This is a genomic window from Microcoleus sp. F4-D5, assembly GCF_036704885.1.
Lineage (GTDB): Bacteria > Cyanobacteriota > Cyanobacteriia > Cyanobacteriales > Microcoleaceae > Microcoleus.
Window position 1 is genome coordinate 24,253 of sequence record NZ_JAUBSX010000068.1, and the last position, 16,552, is coordinate 40,804.

Annotated in this window: 13 protein-coding genes; 5 read left to right on the forward strand and 8 right to left on the reverse strand. The window is 44.5% G+C overall.

Annotated features, from left to right (window positions below; translation table 11 throughout):
- Positions 1-567 precede the first annotated feature (567 nt).
- Positions 568-1,476 carry an alpha/beta hydrolase gene (locus QUA80_RS25350; protein WP_333427768.1) on the forward strand — a complete coding sequence of 303 codons (909 nt, stop codon included), beginning with the start codon at positions 568-570 and terminating at the stop codon, positions 1,474-1,476.
- 85 nt (positions 1,477-1,561) lie between these two features.
- Here QUA80_RS25350 and QUA80_RS25355 read toward each other — a convergent pair whose 3' ends face one another.
- The 5 genes from QUA80_RS25355 to QUA80_RS25375 all read right to left on the reverse strand — a co-directional run bounded on the left by QUA80_RS25355 (position 1,562) and on the right by QUA80_RS25375 (position 7,663).
- A complete protein-coding gene (locus QUA80_RS25355; RefSeq protein WP_333427769.1) occupies positions 1,562-2,005 on the reverse strand; it encodes a DUF4079 domain-containing protein in 444 nt (147 codons plus the stop codon).
- 194 nt (positions 2,006-2,199) lie between these two features.
- Positions 2,200-2,994 (reverse strand): WecB/TagA/CpsF family glycosyltransferase, encoded by a 795-nt coding sequence (locus QUA80_RS25360; RefSeq protein ID WP_333427770.1) that lies wholly within the window; start codon positions 2,992-2,994, stop codon positions 2,200-2,202.
- A 444-nt stretch (positions 2,995-3,438) separates the two neighbouring features.
- A complete protein-coding gene (locus QUA80_RS25365) occupies positions 3,439-4,719 on the reverse strand; it encodes an O-antigen ligase domain-containing protein (RefSeq protein ID WP_333427771.1) in 1,281 nt (426 codons plus the stop codon).
- A gap of 193 nt (positions 4,720-4,912) precedes the next feature.
- Entirely contained in the window at positions 4,913-6,040 is a 1,128-nt protein-coding gene (locus QUA80_RS25370; protein ID WP_333427772.1) for a glycosyltransferase family 4 protein, read from the reverse strand.
- A gap of 477 nt (positions 6,041-6,517) precedes the next feature.
- Positions 6,518-7,663: a glycosyltransferase family 4 protein gene (locus tag QUA80_RS25375; protein ID WP_333427773.1), complete on the reverse strand. Its 1,146-nt coding sequence runs from the start codon at positions 7,661-7,663 to the stop codon at positions 6,518-6,520.
- 1,121 nt (positions 7,664-8,784) lie between these two features.
- Here QUA80_RS25375 and QUA80_RS25380 point away from each other — a divergent pair.
- Entirely contained in the window at positions 8,785-11,034 is a 2,250-nt protein-coding gene (locus tag QUA80_RS25380) for an ATP-binding protein (RefSeq protein ID WP_333427774.1), read from the forward strand.
- On the opposite strand, the gene QUA80_RS25385 is transcribed toward QUA80_RS25380, so the two are convergent.
- Positions 11,027-11,716: a CPBP family intramembrane glutamic endopeptidase gene (locus tag QUA80_RS25385; RefSeq protein ID WP_333427775.1), complete on the reverse strand. Its 690-nt coding sequence runs from the start codon at positions 11,714-11,716 to the stop codon at positions 11,027-11,029. The genes QUA80_RS25380 and QUA80_RS25385 overlap by 8 nt on opposite strands.
- A 365-nt stretch (positions 11,717-12,081) precedes the next feature.
- Between QUA80_RS25385 and QUA80_RS25390 the strand changes: the two genes are divergently transcribed.
- Complete coding sequence (locus QUA80_RS25390) at positions 12,082-13,671, forward strand: Hsp70 family protein (protein WP_333427776.1); 1,590 nt, start codon at positions 12,082-12,084, stop codon at positions 13,669-13,671.
- A gap of 73 nt (positions 13,672-13,744) precedes the next feature.
- Positions 13,745-14,572, forward strand: a complete 828-nt coding sequence (locus tag QUA80_RS25395) for a DUF1963 domain-containing protein (RefSeq protein ID WP_333427777.1) — start codon at positions 13,745-13,747, stop codon at positions 14,570-14,572.
- Positions 14,573-14,760: 188 nt separating this feature from the next.
- Here the strand turns inward: QUA80_RS25395 and QUA80_RS25400 are convergent, their stop codons facing one another.
- Positions 14,761-15,282, reverse strand: coding sequence for a L,D-transpeptidase (locus QUA80_RS25400; protein ID WP_333427778.1), 522 nt, complete (start codon positions 15,280-15,282; stop codon positions 14,761-14,763).
- Positions 15,283-15,383: 101 nt separating this feature from the next.
- Complete coding sequence (locus QUA80_RS25405; RefSeq protein WP_333427779.1) at positions 15,384-16,022, reverse strand: bifunctional 4-hydroxy-2-oxoglutarate aldolase/2-dehydro-3-deoxy-phosphogluconate aldolase; 639 nt, start codon at positions 16,020-16,022, stop codon at positions 15,384-15,386.
- A 240-nt stretch (positions 16,023-16,262) separates the two neighbouring features.
- Here QUA80_RS25405 and QUA80_RS25410 point away from each other — a divergent pair, with 240 nt between their 5' ends.
- A complete protein-coding gene (locus tag QUA80_RS25410; protein ID WP_333427780.1) occupies positions 16,263-16,508 on the forward strand; it encodes a hypothetical protein in 246 nt (81 codons plus the stop codon).
- Positions 16,509-16,552 lie beyond the last annotated feature (44 nt).

The window sequence follows — 16,552 nt, forward strand, 5'->3', positions numbered from 1 at the left end:
ATTTTAAAAATAATCAGTACTAGACGCATAAATGCCGGTTTGTTCACGTAATTTGGTCGTATACGCTCGAAAGTGACAGCGAGAGACTGGGTTTTTTTGGGAAGCGCGCGATCGCGAACTGATTATTTAACATACAGCAGATGCCACGTTTATCAAGTACACCCGCCTCTGGCTTCCCGTAGGGACACGGCACTGCCGTATCTCTACCTCTGCTATGTACCTCACTTACGGCAAAAAGTGCTTTATATTCAGATGTTTGAGTAAATGGTATACTAATTTTATTAGATTTGTTAATCAGTTTTGTTTGAATGAACCGCAGAGGTGCTGTTGACGCAGAGGAAGGTAATAGTAGATTAAACAGCAATTATTAGCAACGATTATAAAATATATTAACATCAGGTTAAGAAACTCAACCTTAGCCTGGGCAGAGGCATACTAAGTATCGATCGCATTTTAATGGCTCGATCGCCCCAACCCCTAAAATAGCGATCGAGCAAACATATATACTTAAATCTTAGGGTGAGTGCAGGGACACTGCCACTACCAAGTCACAATTTATCAAGAATTATGCCAGCAAGCTTTCTCCCAAAATCGATCGCACAGCTAACAGAATCGACCTCAATTGCTTTAGCGCAAAGCATTCAACGAGAGGCAATTACAACTCCCCTATCTTCTGGACCAATTGCCACAACCTACGTGCGCCAAGGCAGGGGAAACACCCCTATTGTGCTAATTCACGGCTTTGACAGTTCCCTGTTTGAATTCCGTCGCCTGTTGCCGTTGCTGGCTGCCGAAAATGAAACTTGGGCGGTTGATTTGTTGGGTTTTGGCTTTACAGAAAGAGTGGCGGGTTTGGCATTCAGTCAAAAGGCGATCGCCACTCACTTCTACTATTTCTGGAAAACGCTAATTTCGCAGCCTGTAATCTTAGTCGGTGCTTCCATGGGAGGTGCCGCAGCAATTGATTTCACCCTCACTCATCCCGAAGCTGTCAAAAAATTGGTGTTAATCGACAGTGCAGGTTTTGCCGCCACTTCTAATAAGGGAAAATTTCTCATTCCTCCCTTAGGATATTTGGCAACTTCATTTTTGCGAAATCCCAAAATCCGTCAGCGAATTAGTATCAATGCTTATTTCGATAAAAAATTTGCTTCTCTAGACGCTCAAACTTGCGCTGCTTTGCACTTAGAAATGCCCAACTGGAATCAAGCTTTAATTGCGTTTACAAAAAGCGGCGGTTACGGAGGTTTTCGGGATAAATTGTCGCACATTCAGCAGCAGACGCTGATTTTGTGGGGAAAACAAGACCGCATTTTGGGGACGGCAGATGCGGAAAAGTTTGCAAGGGCGATCGGCAATTCTCAACTAATTTGGATACCCGACTGCGGCCACGTTCCCCACTTAGAAAAGGCAGAGATTACGGCGCAGCATATTTTAGAATTCATAAATAAAAGCGGACTCACGCCAAACATTTAAACGTAAGGTGCGCTGCGGCGCACCTTACATATATGTTTTATCTTCCGCATTTGGTATGTATAGTTTGATGTCAAACAGACAGGTGTCAAACTTTCGGCAAATACTTTTGTACGATCGTCCATCCAGTGATCGACACAGCCACAAATCCCCCAAACAAAGCCAAATTAGTGCTGATGTGCAGGGGACGCGCCCAAGGGTGTTTAGGCCCAATTTGCAGACCGCTTCCAACAGAAATCAATACCAAAGCAACAACAGCTAATCCCGCCGGTAAATGAGCCGAGTGACCCAAATTGCCGTAGTATCCCAGGGTACCGACTACACCAATTCCCAGCAGTAAAATTACCAAAGTTGCCATCCCCGCACCAGTCGCCAAATGAAAGGGACGCAGCCACTTTGGGCGCTGCTGTTTGGTACTGCGGGCGGCAAACATCCAGGTTCCTGTAACGGCCAGCAACAGGTAAGCTAACAGGGAAACACCCATTGACCAAGCCGCTATTTTCCACAACCACAAGAAAGAAGGCAGATTCATGATTTAAATCCCTAATTAGGATTTTCCACAAAAGGTTTCTTTCCGATTTTACCTGGACTTGAAAGCAAAAATAAATGATTTTGAGAGAAAGTGCGATCGGACTATCCGCAGCTTGCATCTATCTTGCCTTGAAGTCAAACACAATTTTTCTCCTAATCAGCTTAATTGACGCTAGAGATTGGTAGCTAACCTTTTTAGGAGCCACCTTCCCATTCTAGCTTTCTGCTTTTGCTCTCAATGAAAGGCATTTTATAATACCCTAATTTTTGTTCTAAAATTAACCGGAAAAAAGGCAGACCTTCTATCAAATATCTTTTCCACAACCTTCTCGGTTCACTTAACAGTCGGTACGCCCATTCTATGCCGACTTCGCTCATCCATTTGGGAGCTCTTGCTTTGCAACCAGCTTCAAAATCAATGGTTGCACCTACGGCTAAGAAAATTTTGACGTGTGTTAATTTGCTCCTGTATTTAACCAGCCACTTCTCTTGCTTGGGCGCTCCCACTCCAATCGCCAGAACAGTCGCTCCTGATTTATTGATCGCGTCAATTATTGTTTCACATTCTTCCTCATTTTTTTCAAACCCAAAAGAAGGAGAAAGTGCTTCAACCACTATTTCTCTACCAATTTTTTGGTTAATTTTTTCCTGGGCTTTCTTAGCAATACCTTCAGCAGCTCCTAGCAAAAATATCTTAATCTTCTCGTTATCTTTGTGATACATATAAAATGCAGGGAACAAGTCGGAACCAGAAATCTTTTCTTTGAGAGGAGTACCCAAAAACTTGGAGGCATACATCAATATTTGACTGTCACAGACTCTATAAGTAGAGGTATTGTAAGCTTCATAGAAGTCGCGGTCATACTGCAACTTAATCAAGTGGTCTACATTGGGCGTAAATACGACACCACCTTCGCCGTCTAGTTTTTCAAACAACTCTGTGATGGAGAAGTTATCTATGGAGACATTCAATAAATTAACTGTTTTCATTTGTGATTTCCTTCCACCTTTTATATTAAACTACAACTCAAACACTCAAACTATTATAACCCACACTACAGCCTTGTGTTTTCACTACTTGGGCGTTTTGTCGGTGAATATACTTTTTTAAGTATATCCTCGTACACCCTACCTGTCCAGTCATGATTTTTAAAGATTGTGTAAAGACTCAGCTCTTTTTAGCAAAAAGTGTATAAAGCCAATTTGTGTTTGCAACCCGCAAAATGATGGTAATAAAAATACAATCCCGTGCTAAATATTTGCAGCATTATAAATCAGTGTAAAAAAAGTTACACTGATTTTGAGCAATTGACAAAGATAGCCCAACTCCCTAACTTTATTTGAGGAAAAAGCGGTAGATTTTAGAGTTTTTGTATGCAGCGAATGCAAGATATTTTCAACATAGAAGTGAAGCGGCGATCGCATCTCTGAAAATCATCCTGATTTTTGGTGAACCAGCGACTGTCTTCTTGGTGGCGAACTGGTTTTTTTGGTCTTAAGACTTTCGGGAGCTTTTAAGACCAGACCCGATATTCCTCCAGCAATCATCGCAAAAATCGGGTTAGTCATAGCGTTCAAAACACAGTCAAACACGTACATAGTTAAGGCTACTCCCAGGACGGCAGCCGGCGCTACTTTGGGATTAGACCAGGTTCTGGCGGGATACTTGAACACGCAAAAGACGATAACAGGAAGTAACAATGAAGAAAATAAACTAACTAAACCGACTGCACCGTTGACGCCAAATGCAATAATCCATAAGCTGTCGGTGACCGAAATATCTTTACCGGACTGGTCGTAAACGCGGTTTCCGCCGGAATCCCCCCAGCCAAAAAGAAAATTTTGCCGCGCTTTTTCCCCCAATATCTCTTCCATGTCAAATCTAAACTTCAGAGAGGCGGCTCGTTCTTCACCAAATATTGGAGTGATAAAGTCCATCACGTCTTTGCTCGAAAATTGACCCGATGCAGCTACGTACAGATAAAACACTATATATCCAATTATAAATAGCAGGGGCAAAGACGTGCGAAACCACTTGGCAGAAAATAATACGAGTAACGCCATTGCAAATAAACTGTAGGCACCAGTAGAACGGCACAGGAAAAAAGCGATAGTTAATATAATTGCTAAAGTCTTGATGTTGCGACCCTGAAACTTTTTGAGAGTCCCAGTTTGCCACAGCCAAACTGCGATTACAGCGGCTGTCATCATCCACAGGCCCACCATCAAACCGTGCTGCATAAATACTACCGGTCTCCATCCCCCCAAACGCCTTGCTTGACTCCAGTCCTCAAAAGCATTGACGCCGTAAATCATGAGGTGCAGAACTGGGCCCTTAACCCCTTCAATTAAAGTAAAAGGAATGTATGCCAACCCACCTGCAAAAATCCCGATCGCCAATTGTCGCAGCCCGTCTAAACTACCCACATACAAGCGTCCTAAAAAATAAGGCAGACCCCAAGTAACGATTTGGTTTAAAGTCGGAGAAATCGGGCTGCCGCCATTAGTAACTTGTGAAACAATTGGACACAAACAGCAAATTACCACTGGCACGTCCAGCCAACCCGGCTTAAAAGTGGTTATGCGCGCAGTATCGTAGACAATAGTCGCCAGCAAAATGCCATAGCAAGCTGCCGAGATTTTGGTATAAGGCGGCAATGAGCCGATGGGATACTCCGCTTGCGGCAAAAACAGCCACGCTCCAACAAAACTCATAATTACCGCTCGCTGAGGCGGAAACCTCACAAACAGGTAAAAAACGATTGGAATAAAGCCGAACATAGCAATTGGGATTAATGCAACCATAGGTCTTTTTTGGCAGTAAAATTGTTGAAAGAAAACACAATTTGCCCCCTAAAAATTCTCAAAAACGATCGCGCAACCCCAATCTTTTAAATCTACCTCAATTTTAGGCCTTGTCAGCTAATTGTGGCTGACGTTTCACAGCAGCGTACAGTGCAGCCTCGAAGAGATCGGTTGCATCCTCCCAGGTATAATTTGTCACCGTCTGCAAAGCAGTCTCAGACATTGCGCGCCATTGGGCATCAGACAACTGACAAATCTGCTCGATCGCTTTTGCCATATCCTTTGGGTCTTCTGGCTTGACAAGTATTCCACCCCCGCCAGCAAGCAGTTCCGGAGCCGCACCAGCAGGAGTGCCGATGACTGGAGTGCCGCAAGCCATAGCTTCTAAAATTGGCAAGCCGAAGCCTTCCGAGCGACTGGAAAACAGCCAAGCATCGCATTTGCTGTAAAATTCTTTGAGTTGGTCTTGGGTAGGTGTCTTATTATACTCAGTACCAGGCGGCAGCGGCAAATAGGGAGGAGGAGTATCGCCGGAACCAAAGGCAACTAAACGAAGGTTGGGAATTTTTTTAGCAGCTATAGAGAAAGCTTCCAGAGCAATATCGCAGCCTTTCCAAGGAGTTGTAGTATAGTACATCCCGACTGTGGGAACTGACTGCTTGCCTCGTCGTCGCTGCTTGCCTCGCGACTGCGGGTCGTAAAACTGTTTGGTGTCCACGGTAGGAGGGACGAGAGATACAGACAAATCGCCGTATTCGTTCCGAGCTATGTCGGCCAGCCACTGGGCCACAGCGATTTTGTGCATTGGCAGCCGCCAAGTTGCCTCTACTCGACCTTTTGGTACGTAGTCAAAAGCCTCGTAGTGTTGGATAAAATATACTTTCGCTCCTTTGGTCGGAGAGAGTTTTGCCACCCACTCGGCAGTTTCCCACCAAGTAGCCATGATAATATCGGCATCAGGCACGTCCTTGTCAGTAATTGGACGGTAGGTTTCGAGAACTCGGCTTTCGACCTCCACCTTGTCAAAGTGAGATGCTTCTTTCTTGGGAGCCAACTGCCAACCCCTACCTCTCAGCAGCGATGGCAATTGTTCGATCCAAGTTGGTTGTCGCTCGGGTGTAGAGACGATAAATATTTTGTGTCCTCGCTTTTGAAGAATTTCTGTGTAGATAGATAACACCCTCATGCCCCCTGTAAGACTAAGGGTAGGCAGGACAAAAGTAATTTTCATGATTAGATGCCCTAGATTCACACTGGTTAATAAAACTTCTCCATAACAGAAAGTTCGCACTTACGAGCCTCTTTTTGGCTTTGATGCAGGGTGCGGGCTTCTGCAGGAGGCGATCGTCACTTGATAGTCGAGCCGACCTTACTTTGTCGTCAGGGACTTTTCCCAATTACAAATCGGGAGATGTATGAGGACTAGACAAGTCTAACCTGTAACGGCGCGAGCCTCAAAACCGCCGTTGCACTCGGGTTAAGATTTGGGCCGACGAGCGCTTTATAACCAGTTACAACCAGTATTCGCTAGTTGGTGGGGTCAGTATTCGTGTCTGCACTGCTCGGTGGAAAACAGGACACGGGCGATTTTAGTTTTCGCAGAAGCACCCTAGCAAACGATGTTGAGTTTCTGCCCAGAATCCCATGCCACAGCGAGCCGTTAGCGCAGAATTTCAAATGGCTGCATTTAGCATTTAAGCTCAATTTTTTAGTTGGCCACTGCTGGAACCGCATCGTAGGGAGAAGAGGAAACTATATTAACGTTCCGCTGTTTAGATATGCCTACAGCAACTTTCAATCCCGCTTCAAAATGATCCGTGGCATCTTCCCAAGTATAATTCCTCACCTTGGCATAGGCTGCTTCGGACAGGGCTTGCCACTCTGAATTCGGCAACTGACAGATATACTCTATGGCTTTTGCCATTTCTTGGGGATCTTCTGGTCTGACAAGTATGCCAGTACCGCCGCTCAAAATTTCAGGAGCAGCGCCTGCTGGGGTACTGATGACGGGAGTGCGGCACGCCATCGCTTCGATAATTGGCAAGCCGAAGCCTTCTGAGCGGCTCGCCAGCAGCCAGGCATCGCATTTGCTGTAAGAGTCTTTGAGTTTGTCTTGGTCGGGTTGAACTACATACTCGGCATTGGCCGGCAGGGGCAATTCCGAGGATGGGGCATCTACACCGAAGGCAACCAGACGCAGGTTGGGAATTTTTTCAGCAGCTATGGAAAAAGCTTGGAGGGCGATGTCGGTTCCTTTCCAGTAGATTGTAGAGTACATTATTCCAATTGTAGGAACCGATTGTTTGTTGCGAGGAGGGGCGTAAAATTGCTGGGTGTCCACGCTTGGAGGAGCTATGGAAACTTTGCGATCGCCGTATTTAGTCCGAGCTAGGTCAACTAACCACTGAGAAATCGTAATTTTGTGCATCGGCAGCATCCAGGTTGCTTCTACTCTACCTTGAGGTAGATAGTCAAAAACTTCGTGGTGCTGGATGAAATAAGCTTTTGCTCCTTTGCTGGGAGAAAGTTTTGCTACCCACTCGGCGGTTTCCCACCAGGTGGCTACTACTACGTCAGCGTCAGGTACATCTTTGTCCTCTACCGGGCGACAGCGATCGGTAATTTTTTGTTCTACACCTAAGTTATCGAAAAATGAGGGCTCGTTTTTAGGTGGGGAAATCCAACCCCGTCCCCGCAGCAGCGACTTGACTTGCTGGCGCATACTCGGTTGGGGGTGGGGTACAGAGATGACGAACACGGAGTGTCCTCGCTTTCTCAAACGTTCTGCGAAAATAGATACTACTCGTATTCCACCAGTCAGACACAGAGTAGGAAGAACAAACGTGATTTTCATTTTTAAGTCCCGCTGAAGACTCCGACTAGCTTTCTGCGCTTTGATGAGCGCTCGTTTGAGAGTCGGGCAGGAAAGAGGGGCGGGTGAATATTAATACCGCTTTCCTGGTGTGTAAATATAATCAAACTTAGCGACTGTTCGCAACACCCCAGTATCGATATGCCACAAATTCGCTGTCATTGAATAGATAATAACGACAGAGGGGATAGCCCAACAGTGCTCTAGGGATAATTTTTAAATGAGCCAAAGTTCCTCCTGAAGACAGATTCCTCATCAAAAAGCAACTTTTTTCCCGCCAAACACCGAACTAGACAACACTTCATGTTTAACTTGAGAGCACTTGCTTGTGCTGCAGACAGCGATGTACGGGAAACCGAAAAGCACCCAACCTTTACTGTGGGGACGCCCGGTAGCATTGGCAACAATACTCAGTAGATTGACATCGCCTTTGGCAAAATTTTATACTCCATTAAACAAGAAATTCTTACTTTGAGAAGTTTGATTTCCCGATCGCCCCCACAGATCTAAACACCGCATCGGCGACTTTGACTTTTTGGTAAATGTCCTGTAGGTATTGCTTGACAAAATATCGTATTTATCAGGATTCACAGGTGATGGTTTTCTCAAATACCGGCACGGGGGCGCTGGGAGACAGGCGATCGCGCCAATGACCGTCCTGGACGCGCGCGCATGAGGGAAGAAACCGGGTTTTTCAACCAATATCCCTCGCCCTCACTTGTCATATTTTCGTGAAAAAACCCGCTTGATGCCTCCGAGACTCTTTAAAAAAGTAGCTTTGCCAATCGCACTACAGAACATAGAGTTTCACCGCTATAAATTTAATTAGCTGGCTCTGTTTTAAATTTCTTAATAAAAGGCGATCGCATGAAAGAGTCTCAAAAAGCGACTGCCACTTCTCCGTCGAGTATATGTAGCGTCGCTGTGCAAGTCTTGTCTAAGTAATTAGCGGAAAAAAAGTTCAGCAACTTATCAAATGACCGTATAAAGATAAAATAAATACTCAGGGCAAAGCGGCATATATCGTGCCAACCTTGACTCAATCAGCATTAGCAGCTTAACGGTATGTATCAAACTACCTCACTTACAAAAAATTTCCTGTTATGAAAGAATCATTCTTCCTAAGTTTGCGATTCCGGATGACAATCGGCGTGCTCTTGGGGGTTGTGCCGCCGATGCTTGCAGCGATATGGTTTGCCAGTTTTCACGCAGCTAATATTATTCGATCGCAAGCCAAACAAAACCTAGAATTAAAAGCCGATGTCTTAACTGAAAGCATCTCGCGGTGGGAACAAACGAACATTCGACTTTTGCGCAGCATCAGTCAAAATCCCAGTACCGTCAGCATGAATGCCAGCAAACAGTTGCCGCTGCTAATTGGCATCAACCGCAGCTACAGCCACATATACATTGCCGAAGCTTACAATTTAGAAGGGTACGTTGTGGCCCGCGGCAGCGGCACGCCGCCCGATCGCATCAACCGCAGCGATCGCTATTGGTTTAAAAGTGCAGTTGCTGGCACTGAAATTACCCGCGAAGCTTTGATATCTCGCTTAACTGGGAAACCAGCAGTTATTTTCTCAACACCCATTCGGGAATTTGCTACTTTAACTTTGGGCGATCGAGGAAATTCAGTCAGCGAATTGCAGCAGCAACTCAAACAACTCGGCTATTACAAAAACGAAATTACGGGAATTTACGGAAACGCCACCGCCGACGCCCTGGATCAATTTCAAAAAAAATATTCAGGCTTGCCGGCAGGTGGCAGCCTCGATTCTACAACCAAGCAGCTTCTCGAACTAGCAACTAATTTTCAACAAAAATATTCTCAAACACCTCAATTAAATTCAACCGATAAATCTGCCGACCAACTGGGAAAAATTCAAGGAGTAGCTATGATAGGTATATTATTAAGCGACCTCGCTAGAGCGATCGGAACAGTCCGGATCGGGAAAACCGGCTTCGCTTTTTTGGTGGACAACAAAGGTCAATTAATCGCTCATCCCGACGAGAAATATTTTGCAAAAAAGCAACTAATAAACCTCAGCAACTATCCGCCAGTCAAAACCCTGTTAGCAGGCAAAAGAGGTGCATTTTATTTCGCAGACGACCGAGGAGTGAAATGGCTTTCCTGTCTAAACCAATTAGACAGTGGTTGGGGCGTAATTATCTTGCAGGAAGAAGCCGAGGTTTTAGAAAAAGAAGAGTTATTTTGGCAGTTTGCAATTACTATTGCCACCATTGCAGTCTTGGGAGTCGGCGGTTTGACCTGGATATTAACCAGCCGTTTGGTTCGGCCGATCGGCGACTTGACAGTTGCAGCAGCACAGTTGTCTAACGGCGACTGGAATCAGAGAGTAAATATCGATCGCCAAGATGAATTGGGAACTTTAGCCAAAGCTTTCAATCACATGGCTGTGCAGTTGCAAAAGTTATTTGCTAGCTTGGAAGCAAAAAATCAGGAAGCAGACAAAGCTCGCACGGAAGCTGAAAAAGCTAGCAAAGCAAAAAGCTTATTTATGGCAAATATGAGCCACGAACTCCGCACGCCTCTGAATGCGATTATGGGCTACAGCGAAATCTTAGAAGACGAAGCCTGCGAGCTGAATTGTGAAGAATTAGTCCCGGATTTGCAAAGAATTAATAATGCAAGCAAACATTTACTCTCTCTCATTAATGATATTTTAGATATTTCTAAAATTGAAGCTGGTCGCATAGAATTATACTTAGAAAAATGCGATATTTCGGCAATAGTTCACGATGTTGCTAATACTATTAAACCTTTAGTTGACAAAAATAGCAATGTTTTGAGCGTAAATTGTCCGCCAGATATCGGCACGGTTTATACTGATGTTACTAAAATTTATCAGTGTTTGTTAAACCTGCTAAGCAATGCCAGCAAATTTACAGAATCTGGTGAAATTACTTTAGAAGTAAGGCGATTTAGAAGAAAGCAGGAAGAAGAAAGAGAAAAGCATGAAGAAAAATTGAGTGTTCTAAGAGAAGAGGAAGTAGAATCGGATGTTTTAGGTGTAGAAGCGAAGCGGGAAAGAAGCAAAAGCGAGAAAGAATTAGAATCGAATATTCCGGCTGCTGAAGAATGGATTAGTTTCACAGTCAGCGATACGGGAATTGGAATGAACCCAGAGCAAATTGAAAGAGTATTTCAAGCTTTTACCCAAGCGGACGAGTCTACTACTCGCCGATACGGCGGTACGGGTTTGGGACTGGCAATCGCCAAGAAGTTCTGTCAGATGATGGGGGGAGATATTAGTCTGGAGAGCGAGTTGGGAAAAGGGTCAATTTTTACTGTAGAATTGCCGGCAATAGTCGCTGAAAAAGCAGCTAGTTAAAGAGGATTTGCCAACCAATACTTGCCAGGGCAAAATCTGCGATCGCGTGGCTGATATAACTAGGCCAAAGCGAACGGTAAGTCAGATAAGAATGCGACCAAATTATCCCGGCGGCGAAGACAGCTAAGGAACCTAAGAGAACAGCCTGCCAGTTGCTGTAAGCTGCTATTACAAAAATGTGGTGGAGGGTGAAAAATAGCGAACTCAGAAATATTGCTTGTGTTCCCGGTATGAGAATCTGGCACTTGTTGCAGACAAACCACCGCCAAGTAAATTCTTCAATCAGCGAGTTAACTAGCACAAAATATGCTTCTACAATCAAGTAAATAGTAGGGCTGCTAATACCTAATTGGTACGATTTTTCTTTAGCAACTACAGGATCGATCCAGTGCTGGCCAAAAAGGCTATAGATACCCAGAATTACCGCAAACATGAATATTCCCCAAATAGATCCAGCCAGCAATTCTTGGCGCTTGGGCAGGGAGAAACTCAGCTTTTCGCGATCGACAAAAACAGACCACGCGATCGGAAAAACTAGCAACCAAACTTGACAAAAGACTGACACTGTTTGTCCCCAGCTTCCAGGGGCAATATACAAGGCTGCTATGATACCAATACTAGCCGCAGGGACAAGCAATGTTAGAGCCAATAGTGCTGTTTTGCGATCGTCCATGTCCAGCATTTTTCACGCTTCATTTAAAAATTGGATTGATATCAAAGGTAAAAGCTTGGCGGCGGCGGACAGGTGATACCACTTTCAAAAAAAAATGCAACTGTAGGCCAGTGTTCCAAACCCTTATGCAGTCAGCCATTCCCAAGTGTTTAATCTAAAATTTAAAATGGTATGAGTTTTGTGCCGCTTATAAAAGAGGCGCTTACTTGTTGCAACCAAAAATATGCAGTTGCACAAAATTGAAGACTCCGCTGCTAAAGCAGTTTTGATTGCAACTAAGTATTTATGCAAGCACAAGTTGATAATCTATTTGCATTTGGGGTTCAAAATACAATAATATGATTGAATCCCTCGTAGCTGTGTATTTTGGCTGAATGGCGATCGCAATTGATTTTGGAACTAGCAACACTGTGGTCGCTCGCTGGAATCCAGCCCGATCGCAGCCCGAAACTTTGAAATTACCGGGATTGTCGGCAATCTCGGCTCAAAATCCGCCCCTAATTCCCAGTTTACTCTACGTTGAGGACGCTGCTCAAAGTAAAGTCATACTCGGTCAGCAAGTCCGCGACAAAGGCCTGGATTTGAGTGGAGATTCTCGGTTTTTTCGCAATTTCAAGCGGGGAATTGGCACTTCTGTTCAGGGTTTTGTGCCAGAACTTGACGGGCAACTTGTTACTTTTGAACGAGTAGGCGAGTGGTATTTGAGCCAAATTGTCAACTCAATTCGCGAACTGCCTTTGCCGATCGATTCTTTGATTTTTACTGTCCCGGTAGATAGTTTTGAAGCTTACCGCCATTGGTTGGGCAAAGTGTCTCAATCCCTGCAAGTAGAACAGGTGCGGATGTTGGATGAACCTACGGCGGCTGCTTTGGGTTACGGTTTGGCCGATCGCGAAAATCTGTTAGTCATTGATTTCGGAGGCGGAACTCTCGATCTTTCTTTGGTGCGTTTGGACGCTTCCTCCAACAAAAAGCCCCTCGGTTTTATTCTCAAATGGGGCGAAAAGCTATTAGCTGAATCTTCAGCGCAAAAAACAAAAGTTGCCCGCGTTTTGGCTAAAGCCGGACAAAATTTAGGCGGTTCTGATATTGATAATTGGCTGGTTGACTATTTTGTTCAAATAAAAGGGCTGGCAAAATCTCCGATTACAACGAGATTGGCAGAACGGTTAAAGATTCAGTTATCTTTAGTAAATCAGGCGGTTGAGGTTTATTTTGATGACGAAAATTTTGAGAGTTACGAATTAGAATTAGATCGATATCGTTTTGAATCTATCCTCGCGGAACATCAGTTTTTTGACAAACTAGACGAGTGCATGAATCAAGTATTGCAGCAAGCGCGCCGCCAAGGCTTAGAAATTGGCGATATCGATGCAGTTTTGCTAGTTGGCGGTACTGTACAAATTCCCGCTGTCGGGCGTTGGGTGCAGCAATATTTCGATCCGGCAAAAATTCGCTGCGACAAACCCTTTGAGGCGATCGCCCAAGGTGCTCTGCAACTGAGTCAAGGCATAGAAATCAAAGATTTTCTCTATCACAGTTACGGAATTCGCTACTGGAACCGCCGCGACAATTGCCACAGTTGGCACAGTTTAATCAAATCCGGCCAGTCTTATCCGATGAGCGAACCGGTAGAATTAGTCTTGGGGGCTTCTTTAGAAAATCAGCCAAGTATAGAATTAATTATCGGCGAATTGGGAGCGGAAACTGGCGGCACGGAGATATATTTTGACGGCGACAGGCTAATTACTCGCCAACTCGCGGGTCAAACATCGGTACAGCCCCTAAATGATAAAGACGGAGCACGCAGTATCGCGCAATTGACGCCGCCTGGGTATCCGGGGAGCGATCGCATAAAAGTTTTGTTCCGCGTTGACGAACAGCGTTTTTTGCGGATTACCGTGGAAGATTTGCTGACAAATGAAACGTTGTTAGAGGATAAACCAGTGGTGCAGCTAAGTTAGGAATAGGCTTTACAGGTAAGGTGCGCCGAAGCGCACCCTACTGATTGCGTTCAAAAAAAATTGTTAAAAGCAGATGAACTACAAACTAGAAGTTCCACTCTCTCCCGAACTAGAAAAGTATCGCGACAGAATCGAAGCTACTATTAAACCTTACATTGAAATTCAAACCCAGAATAATGATGACGTTAATTGGTGCCAGAGTAAATTTGGGGGATTTCCTTATTTACCTAAAGGCTTTGAATATCCCAAAACTTGTGACGGTAAATATTTATTTTTGCTAGCGCAACTCAACTTTGATGAAATACCGCCTTTAGATGGTTTTCCCGATCGGGGCATCTTACAGTTCTATATAGCTGACGATGACCTATATGGTTTAAATTTGGACAATTCTGCTAATGCAGATAATCATACAATCGAAGACAGATTCAAAATAATGTATTTTCCTCAGCCAGACTTCCAAGTTGAAAACATCATTACCAATTATGATTTTTTGCCGGAACCAGAATATTTTCCTGTTCAGGGCTGTTACGGCTTGCAATTTACTAAAAAATATGCGCCGATTAGTACCCATGACTACCAATTTCCCGAACTTTTAGGCGGGGAAATCCATGAGTTATTTATGAACCATGAAATTGAGGATGAGTACCTAGAAATATCGCAACCCGTTGGTCATAAAATAGGTGGTTATCCTGATTTTACACAAGAGGACGTAAGAAAATATAGGAGTAACTCCGAGCAAAAACAAAAGCCAGACATTCTTCTATTGCAAATGGATACCGATTGCAATGAGACAGTAGATATCATGTGGGGAGACAGTGGTGTCGGTAACTTTTTTATTGATGAATTAGCACTCAGAGAATTAGATTTTAGTGAGGTTTTATATAATTGGGATTGTGCTTGAAGGCAGCAATGAAATAAGCAAGCTAAAAAAAACCACAACTGATGAACTCCGATCGAAGAAACCGGGTTTTTGAGCGAATCTACGACTGTAACGCAGTATTTCGCAAAAAACCCTGTTTCTGACCACCGGTGCATAAGTTCTAATAATGTTCGACTATGCCCGATGCCCGATGCCCAATTCCCAATTCCCTAAACCTGAGATTTGTGTACCACCACGGGTGTTCCCACCGAAGCCCATTCAAATAGCCATTTAGCGTGATTGACAGCTACATTTGTGCAGCCGTGAGTAACGGGATTGCCAAACAAATTGTGCCAGTAAGCGCCGTGAATTGCCATGCCTCCGTCGTAATACATTGTATAGGGAACGTCTGGCACGTCGTAGTCATCCCCAGTCATTCTAGTAACGCGGTGTTTGGTTTGAACAGCAAAGGTTCCCGTGCGGGTGGGAGTCGATGATTTGCCGCTGGAAATAATCACCGCGTAAACGGGTGTATTTCCTTCCCAAGCTATTAACCTTTGTCTTGACAAATCTATTTCAATCCAGCGTTCGCTTGATTGCTGCAACAGCATAATTTTATTGGCAATTATGTTGTGCTGTTCGCTGGCAAATGCGGTCATTGAACCGCCGCAGAATACAGCCAAACTCAGGGCGCAGCCGGCACAGAAAGTTCCAGCGCGGCGGAAGTAAGTTGAGTTAATAATCCTGTTCATTTCTCACACCTCGTACTATTTTAGATTTTAGATTTTAGATTTTAGATTGGCTTGTCCTATTTTAGATTGTAGATTTGAAATGTTGGATTGGGAAACTGGACTTAACAAGTTGTTAAGTTTTGGGCGAGAGTTCGGGCAATTTGGACGATCGCCAGCCAATCGCGATTTTCCACTAAGTGTTTGGGAAATAAGTCTCCGGCTAAACCAACGGCGATCGCCCCGGCGTCAATAAATACTTTGGCATTTTCCAGCGTCACCCCGCCAGTGGGAATTAAAGGAATGTTTCCCAGGGGGCCTTGCAGGCTTTTCAAGTAAGCCGCGCCTCCCAAAGCCGATATCGGAAACACTTTAACGCAGGTAGCGCCTGCTTGCCACGCGGTCACAATTTCCGTAGGAGAAAAAGCACCGGGGACGATCGGCACTCCGGCGTCAACTGCTGTTTTAATCATCGCTACATCGGTGTGCGGAGTAAACAGAAATTGAGCGCCGCAGTCTATTGCTTGCTGCAACTCTTCTAAGTTTAATAAAGTGCCGGTGCCAATACTAAAAGTAGGGAATTCCGACCGGAGTTCGGCAATTAATTCAGGCGCTTTGTGGGTATTCCAAGTAATTTCAATAAACTGGATTCCTCCTGCTGCTACCGCTTTTGCCATCTGCGAAGCAAGTTCTTTTTCGGAGGAACGGATGACTGCGATCGCGCGGTGTTGTTTGAGTAGTGTCAACCAAGATTGATGATTCATACAATTTTAGATTTTAGATTTTAGATTTTAGATTTCAGCGTGAGCGCTAGATCGCAGAATTTTTAATTGGGAACGCTCCCAAATTTGAGACTCATATCATTGTGACTCGCATATAATTTTAATACAGGTTACTAACTTCGATAGATGCCAAATTACAATATGCAAGGCGTTCAATTTGGAACTGAAAATCTAGGCAAAAAAACCGCTGCAATTATTGACATCAAAGAACACAGTTAATTTTTGGCTGAGGTTCTGCCTGAATGCGGCGAACCGACAGACTTTCAGTTTTTAGTTGATTCTCAAAGCGAAAAAATCGCGTTGCTGCTTGACTTCCAGTACCCAGACGAACTTTGGGAGGATGTTGAGGACTGTTGGATTATTGAATATAGAAAAGATGAAAGAAGATTTCCCTGGGAAGAAGTTAAGCGCCAGCTTGAGGGAAAGCGTATGTTGAACCCACATTCCGCACCCCAAACTGGCACATAGTCGGATTGAGGGGGTAAAAGTGAATCACCCGAGACAAGGGTGAG

Excerpts from the sequence above, each read along its gene's own strand:
- QUA80_RS25385 (WP_333427775.1), bottom strand. The coding sequence starts at position 11,716 with ATGCTGGACATGGACGATCGCAAAACAGCACTATTGGCTCTAACATTG.
- QUA80_RS25390 (WP_333427776.1), top strand. The coding sequence starts at position 12,082 with ATGGCGATCGCAATTGATTTTGGAACTAGCAACACTGTGGTCGCTCGC.
- QUA80_RS25370 (WP_333427772.1), bottom strand. The coding sequence starts at position 6,040 with ATGAAAATTACTTTTGTCCTGCCTACCCTTAGTCTTACAGGGGGCATG.
- QUA80_RS25405 (WP_333427779.1), bottom strand. The coding sequence starts at position 16,022 with ATGAATCATCAATCTTGGTTGACACTACTCAAACAACACCGCGCGATC.
- QUA80_RS25360 (WP_333427770.1), bottom strand. The coding sequence starts at position 2,994 with ATGAAAACAGTTAATTTATTGAATGTCTCCATAGATAACTTCTCCATC.
- QUA80_RS25400 (WP_333427778.1), bottom strand. The coding sequence starts at position 15,282 with ATGAACAGGATTATTAACTCAACTTACTTCCGCCGCGCTGGAACTTTC.
- QUA80_RS25365 (WP_333427771.1), bottom strand. The coding sequence starts at position 4,719 with ATGAGTTTTGTTGGAGCGTGGCTGTTTTTGCCGCAAGCGGAGTATCCC.
- QUA80_RS25375 (WP_333427773.1), bottom strand. The coding sequence starts at position 7,663 with ATGAAAATCACGTTTGTTCTTCCTACTCTGTGTCTGACTGGTGGAATA.
- QUA80_RS25350 (WP_333427768.1), top strand. The coding sequence starts at position 568 with ATGCCAGCAAGCTTTCTCCCAAAATCGATCGCACAGCTAACAGAATCG.
- QUA80_RS25355 (WP_333427769.1), bottom strand. The coding sequence starts at position 2,005 with ATGAATCTGCCTTCTTTCTTGTGGTTGTGGAAAATAGCGGCTTGGTCA.
- QUA80_RS25395 (WP_333427777.1), top strand. The coding sequence starts at position 13,745 with ATGAACTACAAACTAGAAGTTCCACTCTCTCCCGAACTAGAAAAGTAT.
- QUA80_RS25380 (WP_333427774.1), top strand. The coding sequence starts at position 8,785 with ATGAAAGAATCATTCTTCCTAAGTTTGCGATTCCGGATGACAATCGGC.